The 23315-nt window shown below is 39.1% G+C and carries 19 protein-coding genes; 12 read left to right on the top strand and 7 right to left on the bottom strand.

The features are described 5' to 3' along the window. Nucleotides 1–270: 270 nt before the first annotated feature. The 3 genes from A6J77_RS04115 to A6J77_RS04105 form a co-directional block, all read right to left on the bottom strand. A complete protein-coding gene (locus tag A6J77_RS04115) occupies nucleotides 271–717 on the bottom strand; it encodes a PTS sugar transporter subunit IIA (protein WP_083068438.1) in 447 nt (148 codons plus the stop codon). Continuing rightward, on the bottom strand, nucleotides 718–2790 hold the full coding sequence (locus A6J77_RS04110) for a BglG family transcription antiterminator (protein WP_083068436.1): 2073 nt from the start codon (nucleotides 2788–2790) through the stop codon (nucleotides 718–720). A 114-nt stretch (nucleotides 2791–2904) separates the two neighbouring features. Then, nucleotides 2905–4710 carry a PTS mannitol transporter subunit IICBA gene (locus tag A6J77_RS04105; RefSeq protein ID WP_083068434.1) on the bottom strand — a complete coding sequence of 602 codons (1806 nt, stop codon included), beginning with the start codon at nucleotides 4708–4710 and terminating at the stop codon, nucleotides 2905–2907. 172 nt (nucleotides 4711–4882) lie between these two features. On the opposite strand from A6J77_RS04105, the gene gnd reads away from it, so the two are divergent. Together gnd and ade are read left to right on the top strand one after the other, a co-directional pair. Beyond that, a complete protein-coding gene (gene gnd / locus A6J77_RS04100) occupies nucleotides 4883–5779 on the top strand; it encodes a phosphogluconate dehydrogenase (NAD(+)-dependent, decarboxylating) (protein WP_083068432.1) in 897 nt (298 codons plus the stop codon). A gap of 369 nt (nucleotides 5780–6148) precedes the next feature. After that, complete coding sequence (gene ade / locus A6J77_RS04095) at nucleotides 6149–7843, top strand: adenine deaminase (RefSeq protein ID WP_083068431.1); 1695 nt, start codon at nucleotides 6149–6151, stop codon at nucleotides 7841–7843. Between the two features lie 94 nt (nucleotides 7844–7937). On the opposite strand, the gene jag is transcribed toward ade, so the two are convergent. The 4 genes from jag to rpmH are packed head-to-tail and all read right to left on the bottom strand — an operon-like array spanning nucleotide 7938 to nucleotide 10409. Then, nucleotides 7938–8975, bottom strand: a complete 1038-nt coding sequence (jag, locus tag A6J77_RS04090) for an RNA-binding cell elongation regulator Jag/EloR (protein WP_083068429.1) — start codon at nucleotides 8973–8975, stop codon at nucleotides 7938–7940. A 15-nt stretch (nucleotides 8976–8990) separates the two neighbouring features. Further along, a complete protein-coding gene (yidC, locus tag A6J77_RS04085) occupies nucleotides 8991–9818 on the bottom strand; it encodes a membrane protein insertase YidC (RefSeq protein ID WP_026465534.1) in 828 nt (275 codons plus the stop codon). A gap of 32 nt (nucleotides 9819–9850) precedes the next feature. Next, on the bottom strand, nucleotides 9851–10228 hold the full coding sequence (gene rnpA / locus A6J77_RS04080; RefSeq protein ID WP_083068427.1) for a ribonuclease P protein component: 378 nt from the start codon (nucleotides 10226–10228) through the stop codon (nucleotides 9851–9853). Between the two features lie 46 nt (nucleotides 10229–10274). Continuing rightward, nucleotides 10275–10409: a 50S ribosomal protein L34 gene (gene rpmH / locus A6J77_RS04075; RefSeq protein WP_003142921.1), complete on the bottom strand. Its 135-nt coding sequence runs from the start codon at nucleotides 10407–10409 to the stop codon at nucleotides 10275–10277. Nucleotides 10410–11141: 732 nt separating this feature from the next. Between rpmH and dnaA the strand changes: the two genes are divergently transcribed. The 10 genes from dnaA (at nucleotide 11142) to A6J77_RS04020 (ending at nucleotide 23159) form a co-directional block, all read left to right on the top strand. Further along, on the top strand, nucleotides 11142–12476 hold the full coding sequence (dnaA, locus tag A6J77_RS04070; RefSeq protein WP_083068425.1) for a chromosomal replication initiator protein DnaA: 1335 nt from the start codon (nucleotides 11142–11144) through the stop codon (nucleotides 12474–12476). Nucleotides 12477–12709: 233 nt separating this feature from the next. Further along, nucleotides 12710–13861, top strand: a complete 1152-nt coding sequence (gene dnaN / locus A6J77_RS04065; protein WP_083068423.1) for a DNA polymerase III subunit beta — start codon at nucleotides 12710–12712, stop codon at nucleotides 13859–13861. A gap of 357 nt (nucleotides 13862–14218) precedes the next feature. After that, nucleotides 14219–14467, top strand: a complete 249-nt coding sequence (gene yaaA, locus A6J77_RS04060) for a S4 domain-containing protein YaaA (RefSeq protein ID WP_193756634.1) — start codon at nucleotides 14219–14221, stop codon at nucleotides 14465–14467. Continuing rightward, nucleotides 14454–15569 carry a DNA replication/repair protein RecF gene (gene recF / locus A6J77_RS04055; RefSeq protein ID WP_083068419.1) on the top strand — a complete coding sequence of 372 codons (1116 nt, stop codon included), beginning with the start codon at nucleotides 14454–14456 and terminating at the stop codon, nucleotides 15567–15569. Before yaaA ends, recF begins: the two co-directional genes overlap by 14 nt. Nucleotides 15570–15690: 121 nt before the next feature. Continuing rightward, entirely contained in the window at nucleotides 15691–17673 is a 1983-nt protein-coding gene (gene gyrB, locus A6J77_RS04050) for a DNA topoisomerase (ATP-hydrolyzing) subunit B (RefSeq protein ID WP_083070240.1), read from the top strand. Nucleotides 17674–17691: 18 nt separating this feature from the next. Next, nucleotides 17692–20271: a DNA gyrase subunit A gene (gene gyrA / locus A6J77_RS04045; protein ID WP_083068417.1), complete on the top strand. Its 2580-nt coding sequence runs from the start codon at nucleotides 17692–17694 to the stop codon at nucleotides 20269–20271. 263 nt (nucleotides 20272–20534) lie between these two features. Further along, complete coding sequence (gene rpsF / locus A6J77_RS04035; protein WP_003142910.1) at nucleotides 20535–20837, top strand: 30S ribosomal protein S6; 303 nt, start codon at nucleotides 20535–20537, stop codon at nucleotides 20835–20837. A 36-nt stretch (nucleotides 20838–20873) separates the two neighbouring features. Beyond that, nucleotides 20874–21425, top strand: coding sequence for a single-stranded DNA-binding protein (ssb, locus tag A6J77_RS04030; RefSeq protein ID WP_083068416.1), 552 nt, complete (start codon nucleotides 20874–20876; stop codon nucleotides 21423–21425). A 26-nt stretch (nucleotides 21426–21451) separates the two neighbouring features. After that, complete coding sequence (gene rpsR / locus A6J77_RS04025; RefSeq protein WP_003142905.1) at nucleotides 21452–21688, top strand: 30S ribosomal protein S18; 237 nt, start codon at nucleotides 21452–21454, stop codon at nucleotides 21686–21688. 130 nt (nucleotides 21689–21818) lie between these two features. Next, entirely contained in the window at nucleotides 21819–23159 is a 1341-nt protein-coding gene (locus A6J77_RS04020; RefSeq protein WP_083067756.1) for an ISL3 family transposase, read from the top strand. Nucleotides 23160–23315: the final 156 nt, after the last annotated feature.

Here is a 23315-nt window from a genome sequence, read left to right as displayed (position 1 = left end):
AAAATAAAGAATTCCTTAAGACTATTTCTAGTTTACTATATTTATAAGTGATATTCACGCGATATACTTTGGGTTATTTTATAACCTTTACCATAATGGGGTTTTGCGTTTTTTATTTCAATATAAAGTACATTACAAATACAATTTTGGGTGATTTTGTATTTTAACTCCTTGAAAAAAGATAATTTCAACCAAACTCTAAATACAAAAAAGAGCTAACTTTACCCCTAAAGAAAAGCTAACTCCTATGTATTCATTTAATTTTCTATATTAGGCTACTTCAACGCTATCCAACAAAGTCATAATTTCTGCCTCATTTTCAGCATTTACCAATTTCACCACGTTATCAAGGGTTGAACAGAAAATAGCGATTTTAGACAGTAAATCCAGGTGTTCATTGTTAACCCCGGCAATCCCAAAGACAACCATGGCCATCTTTTCTTCATTGGGGTCGTCAGAAAAATCTACCCCAAACGGGATTTGTAGAACCGAAATGCCTGTTGAATGGATACTTGTTTTGGCCTGATCCGTACCGTGAGGAATGGCAATGAAATTACCCATGTAAGTTGTTACCTCATTCTCGCGGTCGAGCATGGCTTCCACATAAGAGGGATCTACATGGCCGTTATCGACTAACAATTGCCCTGCTGCCCTTATCGCAGCTTCCTTTGTTTGAAAATCTTGCTTTAATTTCACCATATTTTGATTGATTTCCATTTAATCATCGCCCTTCCCTGACTCCTGTATTGCTTCAACAAATAGTCTACTCAGTAAATTTCTTAAAGTTTCTTCATTCCCCGTATTATATAGATCGGTATTGATATTATTTTCGATAATAGATTGACTAATCCAACCTAAAACTGTTTTAACGTTGGCATCTAGTGGCGCTGGTGCCAACAATAACAGAATTCGTTTCAGTAAGATCATCTGCCGATCCATTCCTTCAACATAAAAGGGACTCGACAGATTATAAACCTTAAACACCGGTGTCTTCACATCTTCGTGCACACTATGGAAGAGGGACATGTTGGTCATCGGAATACCAATTGGCGTTGTCTTGTAGCGTTTAATAATCGCCTGTGACACCAAGGCATCATCCGACACAGCAAGTGGTTTCAGCGATTGTATCACTGCCTCAACGGTCGCCTCCACATGCTCTTTGCTGTTAATGTCTTTGACCTCAAACTGCTTTAACAAATCATCCGCAATCAAGATGGAATCCCGCATCTCTTCAAAGGTCAATTTGTAATTATCATCCCCAAAGTGGTTAGTCAAAGGGTTCTTATGGCCTAATTTGTAGGTTTCGATAAAGTCCTTCAACAAGTCAATATCCTTGTCAGCTAGTACCGGTGATATCAACTGGTATTCAACCGGGAAGTTTTTAAGCGGTCCTGTCGATAAAATCATGCTGTAGGACCCCACATCTAATTGATCAATTTCAGATAATTGTGTAATATCCACTTGAAAAATAGCTTGGAACTGCTTTTCTAGCCGCTCTTTGATAATTTTACCAGCCCCACCATAGTTAGAGACAATAACCAATAACCGTGGTTGATAGTTTAAAGAAGGCCCTGCTTCGTAAGATGCTGCAAAGTGCATCAGTATATAAGCCGCTTCCTCGTGTGAAATATCGGTTGAAAAAACCGCTTTAAAACTTTCTTCTACTTTGACATACAAGTCTTTATATTGGTCGACAACTGGTTCTAGACTGGTATCTTTGAAACTCGTGATGGGGTCATTTTCAATCCGCTTCAAGGTGGCCCGAATGTGGGAAATTAACCCCTTGTACAAACGTTTGTCCTGTCTAAAATCGTTACTCGTTTTTTCAGAAACAAGTCGGATAAACCTCTGTACCTTATAGGATAATTGGGTGTCAAAGTTCACATTGAAAATTGATTCTTTATTCTTAAAATTGATACCTTCCAGTTGGTTAACCAGTAAATTTCGTTCATTGATTGGAATGTTGATCTTCAATTGATCTGCAAGGTGCCCCGTAATTTGATATGCCAAATGGATGATATCACTCGGGACATTGGTCTCGATACTGACAATATCGCTTATGGAAAAGCCTGCTTGCATCCGGTCAAGGGCATATGCCAATTGAATCAAAACGGGCCGAATTTGGTTGTCATTCATCTTTTTACCTGCGTCTAGGTCACTCTGACGAAAACTTTCTACCACTGCTTTCAAACTGGTATCTGAAATAAAAGTGAGGAAGAAGGGCTTATCGATAGACGCACCAATTTCAGATAAATCGGATAAATAAGTCGCGCTATCAGCTGGAGATAGGTTGTTGTAAATAGTTGTCGCCACAATGTTTCGGTTGTTGATTTCATCCACATCCAAGGTAAAACCTTGCGCTGGCAATCGGTTGACCTGATTAGCCCCCAACCTTTCTTCAATAGCATCTATATCTTGGTAGATGGTATTTAAACTGACAGCGAATTGTTGGCTTAAAACTTCTGCCGTCACTGGCCCTTCATTGACCAATAAAGTCGTAATAATGCCATCTTGGCGTTCGTCTTTAGAGAAAACATACTGGTTTCGAGCAGTATTTTCCTCCCTCAACATATTTAAAGTTTCCGCATGGCCAACAAGTTTATAACCCTTGTTCCGTTCGTTGACAATCTCAACATTTAAGGTTTTCAGTGATGCTTCTAAATTCGTAATTTCTCGGTAAACTGTCCGTCGACTCACTTGCAGTAAACTTTGAAAAGAAGAGAGGGGAATTTCCGTATGACTATATAACAACTGGTCTAATATAATGGCTTCCCGCTGTGATAGATACATTTAACACCCGCTCCCTTCTTTTGTTTATTTCCTGCTTGTTTTCTATTCGTTTCCTGTGTTTCTTACTTATTTCTTACTTATTCAATAATGCCATTTTCCAATATTTCTAAGTCCTTATGATTCAATCAATTGGTCGTAAGCAGTGGCTTCTAGTAAATCTTCAATGACCAAGCCATTTAAATCTGGATATAAGTCCTGTAAGGCTTGGACGATCGCTTGGTTTCCGATAACTAAGGTAGCATCGGTTTTTTTTGTTTGGTCTAGATCTTCAACTGCCACAGCCTTGACCGTCACATTATGGATATCGGCCTTCTTCAATTTGTTTCGTAAAATAGACGCTGCCATGGTGGTTTTACCTACCTTATCTTCAAATGGTATATAGATATTGTCGATATTTTGAAGCGCTATATTTGTTGTTTGGCTTGCTGCCGTTTTGTCTGCTTCTTTTACCTCAATTGGTTGCGCAATCATGGCCCCTAAAATCTCATCATAGCGGTCACCGTCTAAGAAATTGTCTACTGAGACGTGCATACCAGATGGATTTTGTCGGCGTGCTCGAGGGGTTAATTCATTTTGCGAAATGACTAATGTACCTGGTTCATCCTGTAGATTGTTGATGGCAGAATTTGAAATAGGGATATTCAAGTTGATTTGTTTGGCCTTTTTCCGTAATAAAGAGGCGCCCATGGCACTTGAGCCCATTCCTGCATCACAAGCGAAGATGATTTTATTGACGTTTTCAGCTTTTGGAACGTCGGCTACATTTTCAGCTACTGATTTATGGCTTGTCGTTTGCCCTTTAGCAGCACGTTTCTCTGCTTGAACGGCATCTTTAGAGGCTTCAAAATCCTTACCTTCTGAACGGTCAAATTTGAGGATAGCGACCCCAATGACGAAGGATACTAAAAAGGCGCCAAATACACCTAATAGGATACCAAATAAATCGCCCGGTGGTGTCATGGCAACCACTGAAATAATTGATCCCGGTGACGCTGGTCCTACAAGTCCCACATCAAATAATTGGAAAATGGCAGTACCTGTTACCCCACCACCAATCACCGCTAATACCATCAAGGGTTTCATTAACACATAAGGGAAGTACATCTCGTGAATACCACCAAAGAATTGGATAATAAAAGCACCTGGCGCTGAAGATTTAGCTGACCCACTACCAAATAGCATATAAGCTAACAACATACCACCACCAACACCTGGGTTAATAGACACTAAATATAGAATAGACTTGCCGGCTTCTTGTGCTTGTTGGGCACCTAATGGCGTAAATATACCGTGATTGACGGCATTATTCAAAAAGATAACCTTTGCAGGTTCTGTGATGACATTGGCAAGTGGTAAGAAACCATCTGAAATAATGGCTTGAATCCCAATAGAGGCAATATCTGTGATGGCCCCAATCGTTGGTCCAACAAAGTAATAGCCAAGTACCGCTAAAATAAAGCCTAGGATACCAGATGAGAAGTTATTAACTAACATTTCAAAACCTTGCGGAATCTTATCTGCAAATTTATCGTCAAATTGCTTCAACAACCAACCAGCAAATGGCCCCATCAGCATGGCACCTAGAAACATAGGGATTTCAGAACCAACCACAACCCCCATGGTCCCAATCGCCCCAACAACTGCCCCGCGTTGGCCGTGGACTAAACTACCACCACTATAAGCAATCAATAAAGGTAGTAAATAATTTTTCATCGGGTCAATCATTTGCGCCAATTCTTCATTCGGCAGCCAACCAGTGGCTAGAAATAAAGCTGTAATAATTCCCCAAGAAATAAAGGCCCCGATATTTGGCATAATCATACTACTCAGATAAGAACCAAATTTTTGAATCCGAGTTTTCATAGAAATTTTCGTATTTGATCCTGCATCTGACACTGTACTTGTACTCATTTCTGACATTGCGATTCCTCCTCAAAACTTTTAAATTATGCCCATCATATACCTTAAACTCCCTTTCTTCAACATTTTGAAAGCGCTATATTTGTCGTCATCAAGTGTGCCAAACTTGAAATGAAGGGATGGTTTTTCCGTGCTAAGATTTAGGTGACTTTAGAAAAAGGAGTGGGAATACATGAAAATTGGCATTATTGGACTTGGAAAAATGGGTGCTAACTTAGCCTTAAATGGCCTTGACCATGGTTGGGACATCATTGGTTACGATGCCTCAGCCCAGGCTAGAGAATCAGCAACAAAGCAAGGGATTCCAACAGTCGCTAGTCAGGAAGCCTTACTAGAAGCACTGGACCAAGAAAAAATCATCTTACTATCAACACCTGCTGGTCACATTACCAACCAGATTCTTCAGGACTTAGGATCAACATTGCAGGCAGGTGATATTGTCATTGATTCTGGCAATTCAAAATACAAAGACAGCTTGTTGATGGGACAAATTCTATTAGATAAGGGGATTTACTTGTTAGATTGCGGGACTTCTGGCGGAATTGATGGGGCTAGAAATGGGGTCAATTTGATGATTGGTGGCGATCCGACAGCCTTTAAAGTTGTTGAACCCTTCTTTAGTGATATCGCTTGTACAGATGGTTATTTATATACTGGTCCTAGTGGGTCAGGTCACTATTTGAAAATGGTCCACAACGGGATTGAATATGGCATGATGCAGGCCATTGGTGAAGGATTTAGCGTCCTAGAAGCCTCAAATTATGACTTTAATTTTGCAGCTGTTTCTAAATTGTGGAACAACGGGTCTGTCGTTCGTTCATGGTTGATGGAACTTTTAGAGGAAAGTTTCAATGACGACAGTCAGTTAGACAATATCGTAGGCAAAATAGATTCCAGCGGTGAAGCTAAATACACGGTTGTAGAAGCATTATCACTGGATGTACCCGTTCCAATTATCGCCCAATCCCTATTTGTTCGAAATGACAGTCAATTACCAGACAGTTTTTCAAACAAAGTCGTCTCCGCCTTGCGTTCCGGATTTGGTGGCCACCCGATTGAACGAAAATAAGCCAAAGTGGCTTAATAAATAGAAATGTTAAAACGCAAACTTCAAGTCTGCGTTTTTTGCAATACACTTTTGTTTTCATTTGATTTGGAAGGTTAACCTAGCTTTAATCGGGATTTTACCCCTTTTTCCCGAAATATAAGACCTTATCTATTAACTTAAACTAACTCTATCCGAACGATAATTTATTATATTTATCCTATAATTCGTGTTTTTAACAATTTCTCCTATACTTTTAGGTCTGATTATGGTTATAATACTATTCAAATTTTCAAATCCGATTAATCGAGTTGAAGTAGTGAAAAAGATTAGCTAATTCCAACAAGTTTAACTTCAATATTTGGCAACTAGTTAGCAAAAAAGGGGACAAGCATGGAAAATCTAATTCACGTCGCAAACGGCAAGGCATTAGCTGATATCGTCTTAAAAAACGGTTATGTGATTAATGTATTTACAGAAGAAATCATCCAGACTGATGTGGCCATTATAGGCAACCGGATTGCGGCTTTAGGCGACTATGAAGGCAAGCAAACCATTGATTGTACAGGCAAATACATTGCACCAAGCTTTATCGACGCCCACATGCATATCGAATCTGCCATGGTGACGCCCTTAGAATTTTCAAAATACGCCCTAGCTAAAGGAACAACAACCGTTTTTGCTGATCCACACGAATTGGTCAACGTGCTTGGGCAAAAAGGCTTGGATTTTATGCTGACCAGTATTGAAGAAACGCCCATGACTACCCATATCATGATGCCTTCGTGTGTGCCTGCAACAGATATCGACACCAATGGGGCTGGCGAAATTTTAGCAGCTGACATGGCGCCCTACCTTGAAAACAAGCAAGTCTTTGGTCTAGCTGAAATGATGCGGTTTGATGATGTGGTTAAGGCTGACGGGAAAATACTGGATAAATTGACACTTTTTAAAAACCAAATTATAGATGGTCATGCCCCTGGTTTAACGGGGAAACCCTTACAAGCATACCGGGCTGCCGGTATTGATACTGAACACGAGGCGGAGAATTACGAGGAAGCGATTGAAAAATTACGGGCTGGCTTTAAATTGTTGATCCGTGAAGGCAGTGCCGCTAGAAACCTTGAGGCAATCCTTAAAGGCTTTGTTGAACATGATATCGCCCTAGACCAGTGTATGTTCTGTACGGATGATAAACATCTTGAAGATATTGAAAAAGAAGGCCATATCGACTTTTGCGTCCGTAAGGCGATCGCACTGGGCGTCCCTGCTGCCACAGCTTACAAAATGGCTTCATATAATGCCGCTCGCGCCTATAACTTACATGATTTAGGAGCAGTTGGGGCTGGTTACTTAGCTGATTTACTCATCATCGATGACCTTGACCAAGTATCAGTTGAACTTGTCATCAAAAACGGGGAAATCATTGACTTTGACCAGTTAAATAGCCAAAATATTGCGCCCGTATCAGACGCCAATCTCTTAAATTCAGTTAAACTGCCGAAAATCAACCAAGAAAATCTTGAATTAAAGGTTGATGACACGCCTGTAAAGGTTATTAACTTGGTGGCACAATCCATTTTGACAAGAGGGTCTGAAGAGATATTACCTAGTATAGATGGCAAATTTGAAGCCAATAGAGACTTCAATAAGGCTTGTGTGATTGAACGTCACGGTCATTCGGGTGGTATCGGTGTGAGCGCGATTAAGGGCTATAATATTGAAAATGGCGCGATTGCGACTAGTGTGTCCCATGATGCGCATAATAATACGGCTGTGGGCGATAACGACACTGATATCCTACTAGCTTTGAAAGAATTGGACCGTATTCAAGGGGGCTACGTGATTGCTTCTAAAGGGGAAATTGTTGCAGCCCTACCACTAGAGTTGGCTGGTATTATCAGTATCCAGTCAGGCAAAACGGTACAAGCGCAATTAAATAAGATGGTGGCGCATGCTAGAGCACTTGGTGTACCTGAATCTATCGATCCGTTTATGACCCTATCTTTCATTGCCTTAACGGTCATTCCAGAATTACGGCTAACAGATAATGGTCTATATGATGTGAATCTGGGGCAATTTGTATAAGAAAATGAGTGAATACTACGATAATAACCAGAAAAAACGACCCTCAATATCCAGTGATAATGGGGGTCGTTTGCTGTTAATATTTTTATTATTTTTAGTCTTTGTAAGATACAACTAGATATCTATGCGGTTCTTTCCCTTCAGAATGGGTCGCAATATATGAATATCTAGCCAATTGCGCGTGGATAATTTTACGTTCCGCAGCAGGTAGTGGGTCCAAGAAAACAGGTTGTTTTGAATTGGCTATTTGGTCCGCTGTTTTACGTGCTAATCTCGCTAAGGTTTCTTGACGTCTTTCCCGATAATTGCCAACATTTACAATCACTTTGACATGTGGGCGCACATATTGGTGGGTCATCACCTGGGCAAGTGTTTCTAATGAATTAATGATCTTACCGTGTTTACCAATAACCAACCCTTTTTTCTCAGTTTGGATATTGTAAATAACAGTACGACCACGGTCTTCAACCTCAATATTGGCGTCTACTAGGTAGGATGCCAACACGTCTATCAGGTATTCAGCAACATGTTCCACATCTTTGAAGTCTTCATCTACCAATTCTAAGTCTTGGTCCGCTTGAACAGGCGTTTCAGCCTCATCAGCTGCCGCTTCCTCTGATTCAACTTCTACTTCAGCAATAGTTGCTTCTTTAGTAAAAGTTTCTTCATTAATTGATGGTTCAGACTTTTCAGTAGTCACTTCATCAGAGGCAAGTTCTTCTTCAACTTCTTGCTCTGATTCAGACTCAGCGCCTTGAGTCTCTGGCGCTTCCTGAGAACTTGTTGATTCAACAACTTCTTCTTCGATTTCATCTGTTACTGAATTGATTTCTTTATCTGTATTTTCAGACGGTTGATCCTCTAAATCCTCAGATGGCACCACTGCTGATGTGTTTTCTTGACCTAAATCAGAGAAGGAAAATAAATTATCTGTTGTGGCATCAATTTCGGACACTTCTCGTTCAGTGTAATGGATGGCTACAATCGCATCCTTTGCCCCTAAACCGAGAAATCCTTTTTTGGCTTCTTGAATTACTTGAACTTCAACATCTTCTCGCGCCAACCGAAGTTGTTGCAAGCCTTTGGCAATAGCAGCATCGACTGAAGTCGCTTCAAATCTTTCAGTTTTCAATACAAGAACCTCCTGTTATTTCTTCTTACCATTAGGATTACGTTTTGCTTTTTCTAAACGACGTTCTAGCTCTTTCTCTTTACGAATTTGATCTTCGCGTGCATCACGCTTCTTAAAAGGATTATTCATCACTAATGTTTGAAGAATTGTAAATCCAGTGGACGCCACCCAGTAAAGTGAAATTGCTGATGGTAAGGTTACACCCATGAATAAAATCATTACTGGCATTGTCCATTGCATCATCGCCATTGATGGATTGCTATTTGGTGTACCAATCGTTGTCAAACGTGTGTTATACCATGTTAGAATAGCTGCAATAATTGGGATTACAAATAGTTGGTCAGGAACTCCTAATTCTAACCATAAGAAGTGACCTTGGCTTAGAATTTCTGTTCTGGAAATAGATTGATATAAGGCCATCAAGATTGGCAATTGAATTAACATTGGTAAACAACCAGACCACATGCTATAGTCATATTTTTCATTTAACTTGGCCGTTTCTTCTTGTAATTTTTGCTGAGTCTCTGGATCCTTAGATGCATATTTTTCTTGCAAGGCCTTTAGCTCAGGCTGCATCATTTGCATTTTTTCAGTACTTTGTGTTTGGTACTTAGTTAATGGAATCAAGATGATACGAATGATCAAGGTAAAGGCGATAATCCCTACACCATAGTTACCAAAAATATCTGATAACCACACAATAATACGTGAAAAGTTATAGACGATGTAACGGTCCCATAAACCAGTCGAATTTTCATCGATTGGACTTGTCCCACAAGCCGCTAGAAAGATAACAGCCATCATGGTGATTGCTAAAATCTTCCACATTTTTTTACTTCGAATATTCAATTTTTACAAATCCTCCACGAATTCTACTATTCATGTGGTAATGGCTTTGCTTTTGTATGCTCTTTTATCGGATGATAAATTTTCGCCAAAGATAGCACATGAATCAAACTTTTTTTCACTTCAGCTGTTGTCATCTCTGCAGCTGGCTTACGAGCAATCACGATAAAATCATTGGACGGATCAATGCCTGCCTTGAGTTCGTTAATGCTTTGACGAATTTTTCGCTTCACTGCATTACGGGTAACAGCGTTTCCAATTTTCTTACCGACAGAGATACCAATCCGGAAATGGGGTTGGTCCTTCTCCAATCGATAAATCACAAATTGGCGATTCGCAGTACTATGACCGTGATGAAATACCTTGCCAAAATCTTTCTCAGATTTGACTCTATAAGATTTCCGCACGTAAGTTCGCCTCCTTAATAAAAAAAGACCACATATTAATGTGATCTTATGCAGAAATAACTTTTCTTCCTTTTCTACGACGAGCTGCTAAAACGTGACGACCGTTTTTAGTGCTCATACGTTTACGGAAACCGTGAACTTTTTGACGATGACGTTTTTTAGGTTGGTATGTTCTTTTCATTACTTGCACCTCCTGTTGCGATTAAGTCTTTCGTTTTTTCATTAATATAAAACGACTGTAATATTATATACAATAAAAAGTCGAAATTCAATTTCAGGTGCGAAATTTCGCACTCGTAATCAAGATTTTATCACATTATAACCCATATCACAATACTTTTTGTACAAATATTGGTTTTTTTCAAGCTTTTCGACCAGTAAGACTCGTCTATATTATAACAGATATATCTAGCAAAAAAAAATCCTTCCTAGATTAACGCCTACTTTTTTCACAAGCCCTGTTTTTCAAATTTCACAAACTTTGTGAAGCAAAAAAATGGTAAACTCTTATTCACAAAGTGTGTACGAAATTTGCACAAGCCTGTGGTTAGTTATAGCAAGTTTAAATTCATCCCCAAAGTTTTTAAAAGACTTTTCAACAAATCCACAGTTTTGCAAAACTTTCCCACAGCTGTTGATAACCCATCGAAAACCCTTATAATTTGCCCTTTAAACAGGGGTAATTATACACAAGACTTTTATTTTTGTAAAAAGCTAACAGGTTTATTCACACCTTGTGGAAAACATTTATCAAAAGTTGGGATTATTTTTATTCACATCCTGATTTTTCTGTGGAAAACTGTTTTTTTTCGTGATATTATGAATGGGCTTAACGAATTTAAAGATTCGTCTTACTAACACATTGAAATATGTTTGATGTAGAAATTTTGTACACTAAGGAGCTAGGAAATATATGAGTGAATTAAACCGATTATGGGATTACGTCACCCAATACTTCAAAGAAGAGTTGCCTAAAACAAGTTTTGATACTTGGATTAAAGACCTAGATCCTGTTGCCTTTGAGAACGATACCTTGTATTTAAAAGCTATTTCAGTGCTGCACAAGGACCATATTGAGAAACATTATTCGATACAGATTCGACAAGTTTTATTTGAATACTTAAACCATGACGTGAATCTGGTCGTGAGTTTAAAAGATGATCGGTCACAATCAGCCAATCAAATTCGAGTAAACAACCATAATGACAATATTGAAGACAACGGATCAGATCTATTAAATCCAAAATATACCTTTGATAACTTCGTCGTCGGTGAAGGCAATAAAATGGCTCACGCTGCAGCTTTAGCTGTTGCAGAAGGCCCCGGCCGCGACTACAATCCCCTATTCTTCTTCGGTGGTGTAGGGTTAGGTAAAACCCACTTGATGCAAGCAATTGGCCATGAAGTATTACGGACAAACCCTAATGCCAAAATAAAATACGTCTCTAGTGAAACATTCACAAATGACTTTATTAATGCCATTCGTAAGAACACTACAGACGCCTTCCACCAAGAGTATCGAACAGTCGATATGTTATTAGTGGATGATATTCAATTTATTGGGAACAAACAGTCTACCCAGGAAGAATTCTTCCATACATTTAACGTGCTCTATAATAATAATAAACACATCGTATTAACCAGTGACCGTGACGCCAGTCAGATCCCTGAGTTAGAAGACCGGTTAGTTTCCCGCTTTAAGCAAGGCTTATCAACGGATATTACACCGCCAGATTTAGAGACACGGATTGCTATTTTGCGCAACAAGGCCAACGTCAATGGCCTACAAATTCCAGACGATACCCTTTCATATATTGCTGGACAAATTGACTCCAACATTCGTGAATTAGAAGGCGCTTTAACCAGCGTACAGGCCTTTGCGGTCATGAACCAAGAAGACTTAACGCCAAATACTGCAGCTAAAGCGCTCAGAAATTATAAGAGCAATGTGAAAAGTAATTCACCGACCATTCCAAATATCCTTGAGACAGTGGCCCAATACTTTAATTTGCAGGTTTCTGATCTTAAAGGGAAGAAACGGGTGCGCCAAATCGTGGTTCCACGCCAAATTGCCATGTATTTAAGTAGAGAATTAACAGATGCTTCCCTACCGAAAATTGGGCAAGAATTCGGCGGTAAAGACCATACGACAGTCCTTCACGCTTATGACAAGATTAAAAAAGATATCGTTGAAAAAAGTGAGTTAGAACGTGATGTTGACAGTATCCGTCGTTTATTAGAAAAATAATGACTTATCTACATCATCTGAGTCTAAGTTTAAAATGACTTATGCTAAAATATAGGTAAGAAAAGGAGGTTGTGGATAATTGTTCATAACCTCTCTGTTTTTTCCACAGGTTATACACATGTGGAAAAGTGTGTTTTGACAAGCTTTCTAAAAGTTATCAACAAGATTAACAGGACCTATTACTATTACTATTTTTTATCTATAATTAAAATATATATACAAGGAGTGCACACATGAAATTTTCTATTAATCGTTCTGTTTTTATTCAAAATTTGACGGACGTTCAAAGAGCCATTAGTTCAAGAACAACAATACCTGTTTTGACAGGTGTTAAAATCTCAGTTAAAGAAGAAGGACTTTATTTAACTGGATCTGATGCAACAATTTCCATTGAAGCGTTTATTGATGCTAAAGATGATGACAATAAATTAAAAATTGATGCCACTGGTGATATTGTCTTACCATCTCGTTTCTTAGGCGAAATAGTGAAGAAATTACCATCAGATATGATGAATTTAGAGGTTGTTGAAAACTTCCAAACAGAAATTACTTCTGACCGTGCATCATTTACCTTAAATGGCATTAATGGTAGTGAATACCCACGTTTACCTGAAATCGATGCAAAACAAACTTATGCATTACCAACAGATACCTTTAAACAAGTGGTCAACCAAACCATTATTTCTGTATCTAACCAAGAAATTCGCCCTATTTTCACTGGGATTCATTTTGAAATTGGAAATGGTGAGCTAAAAGCAGTTGCAACTGACTCTCATCGTTTAAGTCAACGTATTATGCCATTAACAATGCCAGAAGCAGCTGGTGATACAGTGTTAGATATCAATATTCCAGGTCGGTCATTACAAGAATTAATCCGTATTGTGGATAGTAATGAAGACATTGAGATGATGGTGACAGACAATCAAGTATTGTTTAAAGCTCGTAATATCTACCTATATTCTCGTTTACTAGAAGGTAACTACCCGAATACAGACCGTTTATTACCTAATGACCACTCAACAATTATTGAAGTTGCAGCGAGTGAATTAGTGAATGCTGTTGAACGTGCTTTGATTTTAAGTCACGAAGGTAAAAATAATGTGGTTCGTTTGAATATTTCAGACCAAGATATTATCTTATCTAGTCAATCTGCTGAAGTTGGGAATGTAGAAGAAGAAATCAATGTAGTGAAAGCTGAAGGGGAAGCTTTAGAAATTTCCTTCAACCCTGACTACTTACGTGAAGCCTTGAAATCATTTGGTCAACAAAATGTACAAATTGGCTTCCAGTCATCTTCACACCCCTTCACCTTAATACCAAGTGATCAAACTGATAACTTCAATTTCGTTCAATTGATTACCCCAATTCGTACACCTAGAGGTTAATTGAAGCTAATTGAAGAAATAGCGTCAAATCATTTTCATATGTCTAGCCAAATGAATAAGGATCAAAATCATTTACTGGTTTTGGTCCTTTTTTTCGGTCTATATATAAAAATGTGCCAATTTTTGACTTTTAAGCCCTTTAAATAAGATTCTAGGTATTTCCCTATCCAAAATGCCAACTTTTAATACAGGGCCTTTATTTGCTAAATACGGTAAATTAGCGTATAATTAAGGTGTATAAATAAAAGTCAAATCGTTGAATCTGCTAAGGACCACTAGCTATGTCCGGTGATGGCAAGAAGAGACGATTTATTTTATGTGAAGAGCGAATTTGGAAGATGAATGTGGGGTGAAATGATGGCTGAAATCGTAAAAATTGAAACAGCATATATTACATTGAGTCAGTTATTAAAAATTTCTGGTGCGATAGGTACTGGCGGAGAAGCGAAATGGTATCTACAAGAAAATGATGTCGTTGTAGACGGTGAAATTGATAACCGACGTGGACGTAAATTGTATCCAGGTATGGTTATTGCGATCCCGAATGAAGGTGAATTTATCATCGAAAGCCATGAAGCGCATGGTGATGGACATGCAGCTAAATGACATTAAGTTAAAGGACTTTAGGAATTATGAAGAGCTAACAGTCACATTTTCTCATGGGGTGAACGTCTTTATTGGCGAGAATGCCCAGGGGAAAACATCTTTATTAGAGGCTATTTATATGATGTCACTGGCAAGAAGTCACCGTACGGCCAATGAAAAAGATACCATCCGTTGGCAACAAGACTTTGCGCGTATTGAAGGTAGTGTATCAACGAGAACGAATCCAGATCTACCACTAGCGCTAACCATCACGAAATCTGGTAAACGCGCAAAAGTGAACCACTTGAACCAAAACCGGATGAGTGATTATATTGGCAAATTGAATGTGGTCCTTTTTGCCCCGGAGGATTTAGAACTGATTAAAGGTGTCCCGCAACTTAGACGAAAGTTTATTGATATGGAGCTTGGGCAAATGAGCCCAAAATACCTGTATGAGTCGGTCCAATATAATCGATTATTAAAGCAACGAAATGCCTACCTCAAGCAATTATTATATAAAGAAACCCAAGACCAAATTTATTTAGATATTCTCACTGAACAGTTAGCGGCATCTGCTACCCATGTTATTTACCAACGGCTACGTTTTGTAGACCAATTGGAATCATGGGCTAAACCCATCCATTCAACCATTTCACACGGGCTTGAAGAGTTGACTTTAGCCTATCGTGGTCCAATTGAATTGACTTTAGATATGACTGAAGATGCCATTTACCAGCAGTTGATGACGAAATTTAAAGAGAAGAAAGACCATGAATTAGCCAGAGGGGTTACTTTGGTTGGTCCACATCGGGATGATTTGACCTTTAAGGTGAATGGCCGTGATGTGCAGAAATTTGGTTCCCAGGGGCAACAACGAACGACTGTATTGAGTATGAAATTAGCAGAAATCGAATGCATGCATGAAGTTTTAGGGGAATACCCTATTTTACTCTTGGATGACGTACTCAGTGAATTAGATAATGAGCGGCAAACCCACTTATTGAAGTCTATACAGTCGAAAGTCCAAACCTTTATAACAACAACAAGTTTAGATGGTATTCAAAGAGAATTAATTGAAGAACCAAGAGTTTTCAATATTGAAGCAGGCGCGGTAGCGGAATAAGTAAGCGTGCGGATGAGGCGTGGCCTAAAATCCCATAGCGCTATTGAGATTGAATAATTCAGGTAATAGGAGTGGGAAAATGGCAAACAATGCTAATGAAAACAACAACAATGAAAACGAAATGTTGATCAATGAAGAAGCACTCGTCCAACCAGAGGACCTTGTTTCTGAAGAAGAAAAGATAGCCAAGAAGCGCGAATTGGCGAAAGACTATGATGCCAGTCAAATTCAAGTATTGGAAGGTCTAGAAGCTGTACGTAAGCGTCCAGGGATGTATATCGGGTCAACTTCAACTAGTGGTTTACACCATTTAGTATGGGAGATTGTCGATAACTCAATTGATGAGGCCCTAGCAGGATTTGCGGGTCACATCCACGTCACCATTGAAAAAGATAATTCCATAACAGTTGTCGATGATGGTCGGGGGATTCCCGTTGATATCCAATCAAATACCGGTCGTCCAGCGGTAGAAACAGTCTTTACTGTCCTACATGCCGGTGGTAAATTCGGCGGTGGCGGGTATAAAGTATCCGGTGGTCTTCACGGGGTTGGGGCCTCTGTTGTAAACGCCCTTTCTGAATGGTTGCATGTCTATGTCCATAAAAATGGCCGCATCTACCACCAAGAATTCCGCCAAGGGGCTATTGTGTCTGATGTTGAACAAACTGGTGATACAGATACCCACGGTACGGTTGTGCATTTTAAACCGGATGCAGAGATTTTTACTGAGACAACCGTCTTTGAATTTGAAGTCTTAAACCGTCGTGTCCGTGAATTAGCCTTCTTGAATAAGGGCCTACGTATTTCATTAACGGATGCTAGATCAGAAGACCAAGAAACAGCTTCTTACCACTATGAAGGTGGGATTAAAGAATATATTGAGTATATGAATAAGGACAAAGATGTCTTATTTGAAAACCCAATTTATCTTGAAGACGAGCAAGATGGTATTGAAGTAGAGGTATCTTTACAATATACAGATGGCTTCCATTCAAATATCTTAAGTTTCGCCAACAACATCCATACCTTTGAGGGTGGTACGCATGAATCAGGTGCTAAAACAGCTTTAACCCGTGTCATTAACAACTACGCTCGTTCGCAAAAAATCTTAAAAGAAAATGACGATAACCTAACTGGGGAAGATGTGCGTGAAGGAATCACTATGATTGTGTCCGTTCGCCACCCAGACCCACAGTTTGAAGGGCAAACCAAGATGAAATTAGGGAACTCGGAAGTTCGGACGATTACCGATAATCTTTTTGCGACGCATTTTGAAACTTTCTTGTTAGAAAACCCGCAAATTGCCCGTCGTATTGTCGATAAAGGTACTGTAGCCTCTAAAGCCCGTTTAGCAGCTAAGCGAGCTCGTGAAATGACTCGTAAAAAATCAGGTTTAGAGATTTCCAACCTACCTGGTAAATTAGCCGACTGCTCAAGCCGTAATCCAGAAGAATCTGAATTATTCATCGTTGAGGGGAACTCGGCCGGTGGATCAGCGAAACAAGGCCGTTCACGCCACTTCCAGGCTATTTTGCCGATTCGAGGTAAAATCTTGAACGTGGAAAAAGCTTCGATGGACAGAATTTTAGCCAACGAAGAAATCCGATCATTATTTACCGCAATGGGTACAGGTTGGCAAAATGATTTCGACATCACCAAGGCACGTTACCACAAATTGGTTATTATGACCGATGCCGATGTCGATGGTGCCCACATCCGTGCCTTATTATTAACCTTAATTTACCGTTATATGCGCCCTATCTTGGACGCTGGCTATGTTTATATCGCAGTGCCACCTTTATACCAAGTCCGTCAAGGTAAAAAGATTGTCTACCTAGATACTGACAAGCAATTAGAAGAATACCTACAAACTATCCCAGCGACACCAAAACCAGCCATCCAACGTTATAAAGGTTTGGGTGAAATGGACGCTGAACAACTTTGGGAAACCACAATGGACCCAACCAACAGAACATTATTACAAGTAAACGTAGACGATGCAGTAGAAGCAGACAAAATCATCAATATGTTGATGGGTGACCACGTTGAACCAAGACGTGACTTCATCGAAGAGAATGCTACCTACGCCAACATCGATTTATAGTAAGGAGGGAAAAGTTTCATGAGTGAAGAAATTAAAGAACAATTCCCACAACGTGAGATATCGCAAGAAATGCGGACGTCATTTCTTGATTATGCCATGTCAGTTATTGTGGCACGTGCCCTACCGGATGTCCGTGATGGCTTAAAACCCGTTCATCGTCGTATCCTTTATGGGATGAATGAATTAGGGGTTACCTCAGATAAACCTTTTAAAAAATCAGCCCGTATCGTTGGTGACGTAATGGGTAAATACCATCCGCATGGAGATTCGGCTATCTATGAATCAATGGTGCGTATGGCCCAAGACTTCTCTTACCGCTACATGCTAGTAGATGGTCATGGGAACTTCGGTTCAGTCGATGGTGACCAAGCTGCAGCTATGCGTTATACCGAAGCACGTATGAGTAAGATTGCCCACGAAATGGTTCGTGACATGAATAAAGATACCGTTGATTTTATCCCTAACTATGACGGTGAAGAGCGTGAGCCAGAAGTATTACCAGCTCGCTTTCCTAACCTATTAGTAAACGGGACAACAGGTATCGCAGTTGGGATGACCACCAATATTCCAACCCATAACCTAAGCGAAGTCATCGGCGCCATTAAAATTTTAATGCAGAACGCTGACGCAACAACCAACGAATTGATGGAGGCTTTACCAGGACCAGACTTCCCAACCGGTGGTATTGTCATCGGGAAATCAGGTATCCGTAAGGCTTATGAGACTGGAAAAGGGACAATCATTGTCCGTGCTAAATTAGACATTGAAACCTTGTCTTCAGGTAAAGAACGGATTATCGTTCATGAAATACCTTACATGGTGAACAAGGCTAAATTAGTCGAACGTATCGCTGAACTAGCTCGCGACAAACGGGTAGAAGGGATCACCGCTGTACGTGACGAATCTGGTCGTGAAGGTATGCGTGTCGTTATTGAATGCCGTAAAGATGCTAGCGCATCTGTAATCGTCAATAACCTTTACAAATACACGCAATTACAAACAAACTTCGGTATTAACATGGTAGCGATTGTAAATGGTGTACCACGTACCCTAAGCTTGAAAGAAATCCTACAAAACTACCTACTTCACCAAGAAGAAGTCATCCGTCGTCGTTCGATTTTCGAGAAAAACAAGGCTGAAGCGCGTGCTCACATCCTAGAAGGGTTGCAAATTGCCTTAGATCATATCGACGAAATTGTGAATATCTTACGTACATCACGTTCAGGTGACGAAGCGAAAGCCCGTTTTATCGAGGACTACAAGCTATCAGATAAACAATCGCAAGCTATCTTAGACATGCGTCTAGTTCGTCTAACTGGTTTAGAACGTGAGAAAATTGATAAAGAACACGCCGAATTAATGGCGCAAATCAACTACTTAAACCAAGTATTAGAATCTGAAACAATGCGTTACCAAATCATTTACGATGAATTAATTGAAATCGAAAGTAAATTCGGTGACGACCGTCGTACAGAGTTAATGGTTGGTGAAATCCACAATATCGATGATGAAGACCTGATTGAAGAAAATAACGTGATTGTTACCCTAACGCAAAATGGGTATATCAAACGTATTGATGATGTAGAATTTAGAGCCCAAAACCGTGGTGGTACAGGGGTTAAAGGGATGAGTATGAACGATGACGACTTCGTTGAAACCATGCTATCCACCTCAACCCACGACTCAGTCCTATTCTTCACCAACACTGGTCGCGTATTCCACTCTAAAGGTTATGAAATTCCAGAGTTTGGTCGTGCTGCAAAAGGGATTCCAGTTGTGAACCTATTAAACTTACAACAAGACGAAACTGTTCAAGCAATGATCAACGTGACCCCAATTGAAGACGCAGAAGTAAAAGAACACTTATTATTCGTAACGAAAAACGGTACTGTAAAACGTACCAATGCAAGTGACTACTTCAATATCCGTAACAATGGGTTAATCGCCTTGAAACTAGCTGAAGGCGATGAATTAGTGAAAGTTGTCTTAACTAGTGGTGATGACAACATTATTATCGCGTCCCAAGATGGTTATGCCGTAAGTTTCCAAGAAACAAACGTCCGTAGCATGGGTCGTACCGCTACAGGTGTTCGCGGTATTCGTTTAAATGACGGCGATCAAGTGGTTGGTATGTCCGTACTTGGACCAGATGACAATGTATTAGTGGTTACTGAAAAAGGTTACGGTAAACAAACACCAGCCAGCGAATATGGTATTAAAAACCGTGGCGGTAAAGGAGTTAAAACCATTAATGTTACCGAGAAAAATGGTATCTTAGTTGGTTTAACAACCGTTTCAGGAGAAGAAGACATCATGTTAATGACCAACCAAGGGGTAGCCATTCGCTTCCACGCGAAAAACATCTCTCAAACCGGTCGTGCAACACAAGGTGTCCGTCTAATTCGTTTATCCGATGAAGCTGTCGTTTCTACCATTACCAAAGTAGATGTAGTTGAAGAAGATCTTGCCGTAACACCAGTTGAAGGTGAACTAGCTGTTGATACCACATCAGCAGATGCACCATCAGAAGACATGGTTTCTCGTATGCAAGAGTTCGCAGACGATGCCCTATCTGACCAAGAAGAAACAGAAGATTAAAATTGGCAATACAATAAAAAAGCTGCGAAAATCCCATGAAATGGCTATTAATAAGCCATTTCATGGGATTTTTTTGATGTCTTTTAAATTATTCTGGTATATTAACCTAAATTATTTTCTTACAAATACACGCTTGATTTTTAAGATATCACTTGATTTATATAGATTATTTTGATAAAATACTTTATTGTGAGTATTAATATACTCTCCTTGCTCTCAAGGATGTTGAGAGCCAATAGACCAAAAGGAGGTGCAAAAGTCTGATGAGTGAAAACACTACTAAATACGAAGTTTTATACATTATTCGTCCTGATATGGAAGAAGCGTCTAAAAAAGCTTTGGTTGAACAATTCGATCAAATCTTAACTTCAAACGGTGTAACAATTAATGAATCTAAAGACTGGGCAAAACGTCGTCTTGCATATGAAATCAACGATTACAAAGAGGGTATCTACCACTTAGTTGATATGGAAGCTGACGATGCGGAAGGAATCAACGAATTCGACCGTCTTGCCAAAATCAATGACAATATCTTACGTCATATGATTACTAAAATCGAAGACTAATTAACAATACATATTTCGTGAGAGAGGAGTTATTTCATGATTAATAATGTTGTACTGGTCGGCCGTTTAACTCGTGATGTCGATGTGCGTTATACGCAAAGTGGCGTTGCCGTTGGATCTTTCAGCGTTGCCGTTGAAAGAAACTTTAAAAATGCCCAAGGTGAACGTGAGACAGATTTTATTAACTGTGTTATCTGGCGTAAAGTAGCAGAGAATTTTGCGCGTTTTACCCGTAAAGGTTCATTAGTAGGTGTTGAAGGCAGCATCCAAACTCGAAACTACGAGAATAACCAAGGACAACGTGTATACGTTACTGAGATTTTGGTTGATAACTTTAGTTTATTAGAATCAAAATCAGTTACTGAAAGCCGCCCTGCCTCTGATAATAACAATAACAGTGGTTTTGGTGGATTTAATAACAATAACGCAAACAACAATAGCTATAACAATCAAAATGCTGATCCATTTGGTGGAAACAGCTTTAATCAAGACTCCTCTTCATTTAACAATGGTAACGATAACCCATTCCCGTCATCTAATGATGGTTCTGGTTCAATCAATGTTACCGATGATGACTTACCATTTTAATGGTATAAGTAAGGGAGGTAAAAAATATGGCAGCACAACGCCGCGGTGGTCGTAGACGTAAAAAAGTATGTTTCTTCTGCGCTAACCACATTGATCATGTAGATTACAAAGACACAGATTTATTAAAACGTTATATTTCTGAAAAAGGTAAAATCTTACCTCGTCGTGTAACTGGTACATGTGCAAAACACCAACGTACTTTAACAGCTGGTATTAAACGCGCTCGTATTATGGCTTTAATTCCATTTACTACAGCAGACTAAGGTTCTATAATAAATAGTGTTGGTGAGATTCAATTGAGTCTCATCGGCACTATTTTTGTGTACGCAAAAAAAAGGACATGATATCTTTATTTCAAGTAAACCTCGACGAATACTGAAAGAAGGAAAATTCATGTCCCATATAACTATTATAAAACAACTTTGCGGAATTCTCGACAATAATATTCAAATTGGTGTACCAGAGGGAATGACTCTGCTTCCAACTGAAAAGTATCAAGATGTGAATTATATAGTCGTTGAAGGCGTCTTAACCTACAAGCCTAAGGCTTGTATCCAATGTGGTGTAAAGAATACAGGAAGCCATGATCTGATTAAACATGGGTTTAAGCCTACAATTATAAGATTACCTAATTCAGTTTCAAATCCGATATTGCTAAAACTGAAGAAGCAACGATTTTATTGTAAACATTGCGCGCAAACCTCTATTGCTGAAACACCGTTAGTACAGAAATACTGCTGTATCTCAAACTCAATAAAAAGTCAGATAAGTTCAGAATTAGTTGAAACACAATCCATGCGATTAATCGCTAAACGATATCACGTGTCGTCTCCAACAGTCTCTAGGATTCTACTGAAAGCTGGTAAAGGACTATCACCAAAAGGAAACTATCTGCCTAGTAACCTTGGTATAGATGAGTTTAAATCTACTAATCGAGTAGCCAATGCGATGAGTGCTGTCCTTGTGGACACCCATAATAGAAGGTTGATTGATATTATTGTTGATCGGAAACAAGCTTCTCTAATCGATTACTTTGCTTCCTTTACTTGGGCTGCTAGAAGTAGTGTGAAAACTGTTTCTATCGATTTGTATACACCCTATCTTGAAGTAATACGTACTAGTTTTCCTAATGCTAAGATTGTAATTGATCGATTCCATATCGTGAAGTTACTAAATGAGACAATTAATTCTGTTCGTATTAAAGCTATGAATATCGTGAAAAATAGCCGACCATCTGACTACAGAAAACTTAAAAAACAATGGAAGTTGTTGCTAAAAAATGCTGAAGACTTAAATTTCACTGATACATATTATGTTCGCCAATTTGGTGAAGAAATTTCGGAACAGCGTATTGTTGATTTCCTATTGAATATTTCGCCGGATTTATTAGTAACATATACTCTAATGAATGAGCTTAAGTACGCAATTTCTACGCATAACATTGAGCTATTTGATGAAATATTGAAGAGCACAAGGAAAATAACCTTGCCTCGACGTGCGAGAAGAACTATCAGAACTTTACAGAAGTTTTTACCATATATCCATAATTCATTAACTTATACCGTCTCAAACGGACCTACCGAAGGTATTAATAATAAGATTAAATTAATTAAGCGTACTGGTTTCGGATATGCTAATTTCTTTAATTTACGCGCTAGAATACTAGTCCAATTCAAACTAAAATACAAGCCTTCAAACCCAGCACCATCCACTTATGAAGCAATGGCAAGCTAAGGCCTGCCAAACTATTAATATTTTCCTAGTCCTTGTTGCTACAACATAATAATATTCTTGCCTAAGGCAAAAAAAAGCCATACACATAATCGTGTATAGCTTTTCTCTTTGAAGCTCATTTACATATTAATAAATACTAAATAACGTATTCGCGAT

The sequence above is a fragment of the Aerococcus viridans genome, assembly GCF_002083135.2.
Lineage (GTDB): Bacteria > Bacillota > Bacilli > Lactobacillales > Aerococcaceae > Aerococcus > Aerococcus viridans_C.
Note: the sequence above shows the minus strand (reverse complement) of the source record. Positions and strands in the feature narration are given on the sequence as shown.

What these genes read in the sequence shown, in the direction of transcription:
- gyrB (WP_083070240.1), top strand. Translation starts at nt 15,691, where the DNA reads ATGTTGATCAATGAAGAAGCACTCGTCCAACCAGAGGACCTTGTTTCT.
- rpsR (WP_003142905.1), top strand. Translation starts at nt 21,452, where the DNA reads ATGGCAGCACAACGCCGCGGTGGTCGTAGACGTAAAAAAGTATGTTTC.
- rpsF (WP_003142910.1), top strand. Translation starts at nt 20,535, where the DNA reads ATGAGTGAAAACACTACTAAATACGAAGTTTTATACATTATTCGTCCT.
- ade (WP_083068431.1), top strand. Translation starts at nt 6,149, where the DNA reads ATGGAAAATCTAATTCACGTCGCAAACGGCAAGGCATTAGCTGATATC.
- yaaA (WP_193756634.1), top strand. Translation starts at nt 14,219, where the DNA reads ATGGCTGAAATCGTAAAAATTGAAACAGCATATATTACATTGAGTCAG.
- ssb (WP_083068416.1), top strand. Translation starts at nt 20,874, where the DNA reads ATGATTAATAATGTTGTACTGGTCGGCCGTTTAACTCGTGATGTCGAT.
- rpmH (WP_003142921.1), bottom strand. Translation starts at nt 10,409, where the DNA reads ATGAAAAGAACATACCAACCTAAAAAACGTCATCGTCAAAAAGTTCAC.
- gnd (WP_083068432.1), top strand. Translation starts at nt 4,883, where the DNA reads ATGAAAATTGGCATTATTGGACTTGGAAAAATGGGTGCTAACTTAGCC.
- A6J77_RS04020 (WP_083067756.1), top strand. Translation starts at nt 21,819, where the DNA reads ATGTCCCATATAACTATTATAAAACAACTTTGCGGAATTCTCGACAAT.
- recF (WP_083068419.1), top strand. Translation starts at nt 14,454, where the DNA reads ATGCAGCTAAATGACATTAAGTTAAAGGACTTTAGGAATTATGAAGAG.
- dnaN (WP_083068423.1), top strand. Translation starts at nt 12,710, where the DNA reads ATGAAATTTTCTATTAATCGTTCTGTTTTTATTCAAAATTTGACGGAC.
- gyrA (WP_083068417.1), top strand. Translation starts at nt 17,692, where the DNA reads ATGAGTGAAGAAATTAAAGAACAATTCCCACAACGTGAGATATCGCAA.
- dnaA (WP_083068425.1), top strand. Translation starts at nt 11,142, where the DNA reads ATGAGTGAATTAAACCGATTATGGGATTACGTCACCCAATACTTCAAA.
- A6J77_RS04110 (WP_083068436.1), bottom strand. Translation starts at nt 2,790, where the DNA reads ATGTATCTATCACAGCGGGAAGCCATTATATTAGACCAGTTGTTATAT.
- A6J77_RS04115 (WP_083068438.1), bottom strand. Translation starts at nt 717, where the DNA reads ATGGAAATCAATCAAAATATGGTGAAATTAAAGCAAGATTTTCAAACA.
- A6J77_RS04105 (WP_083068434.1), bottom strand. Translation starts at nt 4,710, where the DNA reads ATGTCAGAAATGAGTACAAGTACAGTGTCAGATGCAGGATCAAATACG.